The sequence below is a fragment of the Pseudomonas sp. PDM28 genome (assembly GCF_019219115.1).
Taxonomy (GTDB): Bacteria; Pseudomonadota; Gammaproteobacteria; order Pseudomonadales; family Pseudomonadaceae; genus Aquipseudomonas; species Aquipseudomonas laurylsulfatiphila.
The window spans coordinates 1-1,221 of sequence record NZ_JAHUWG010000024.1; the positions used below are offsets into that span (position 1 = coordinate 1).

The window sequence follows — 1,221 nt, forward strand, 5'->3', positions numbered from 1 at the left end:
GCTCCCACTGCTTGTACGCATACGGTTTCAGGATCTATTTCACTCCCCTCTCCGGGGTTCTTTTCGCCTTTCCCTCACGGTACTAGTTCACTATCGGTCAGTCAGTAGTATTTAGCCTTGGAGGATGGTCCCCCCATATTCAGACAAAGTTTCTCGTGCTCCGTCCTACTCGATTTCATGACCAAGAGATTTTCGCGTACAGGGCTATCACCCACTATGGCCGCACTTTCCAGAGCGTTCCGCTAATCTCAAAGCCACTTAAGGGCTAGTCCCCGTTCGCTCGCCACTACTAAGGGAATCTCGGTTGATTTCTTTTCCTCAGGGTACTTAGATGTTTCAGTTCCCCTGGTTCGCCTCTTGCACCTATGTATTCAGTACAAGATAACCATCTTATGATGGCTGGGTTCCCCCATTCAGACATCTCCGGATCAAAGTCTGTTTGCCGACTCCCCGAAGCTTTTCGCAGGCTACCACGTCTTTCATCGCCTCTGACTGCCAAGGCATCCACCGTATGCGCTTCTTCACTTGACCATATAACCCCAAGCAATCTGGTTATACTATGAAGACGACATTCGCCGAAAATTCGATTGCGCTCCTAAGAGCCACTCACAAATTTTACCTTAGCCTGATCCGTTACCAGTGAAAGTAACGCTCAGTCTATCTTTCTATCACATACCCAAATTTTTAAAGAACGAACTAGTCAAAGACTAGAAATCAACATTCACCATCGAACCGATGGAATGCTCATTTCTAAGCTTTATACAATCAGAAGCAGTAGTGGTGGAGCCAAACGGGATCGAACCGTTGACCTCCTGCGTGCAAGGCAGGCGCTCTCCCAGCTGAGCTATGGCCCCGTATTTCTACAGGCGTTTCCCACACAAAATTGGTGGGTCTGGGCAGATTCGAACTGCCGACCTCACCCTTATCAGGGGTGCGCTCTAACCAACTGAGCTACAGACCCAATTTCGAGCTACTAAGGCCGACCTCACCCTGCTCTTAACCACAGAGCATGGGGTGCGCTCTAACCAACTAAGCTACAACCCCAAGGCTGCTTCTTTCGTCTTCTTCAATGAATCAAGCAATTCGTGTGGGAGCTTATGGAGCAGCTGAGTCGTCGATTAAGGAGGTGATCCAGCCGCAGGTTCCCCTACGGCTACCTTGTTACGACTTCACCCCAGTCATGAATCACACCGTGGTAACCGTCCTCCCGAAGGTTAGACT

General features: G+C 49.6%; 2 tRNA genes and 2 rRNA genes. All 4 read right to left on the reverse strand.

The features are described 5' to 3' along the window. Positions 1 to 531: ribosomal RNA gene (locus KW841_RS29385) — 23S ribosomal RNA — on the reverse strand; the annotation flags it as partial. Positions 532 to 778: 247 nt separating this feature from the next. Then, positions 779 to 854, reverse strand: a tRNA-Ala gene (locus tag KW841_RS29390). Between the two features lie 30 nt (positions 855 to 884). Next, positions 885 to 961: transfer RNA gene (locus KW841_RS29395), tRNA-Ile, on the reverse strand. A gap of 158 nt (positions 962 to 1,119) precedes the next feature. Beyond that, positions 1,120 to 1,221: ribosomal RNA gene (locus tag KW841_RS29400) — 16S ribosomal RNA — on the reverse strand; the annotation flags it as partial.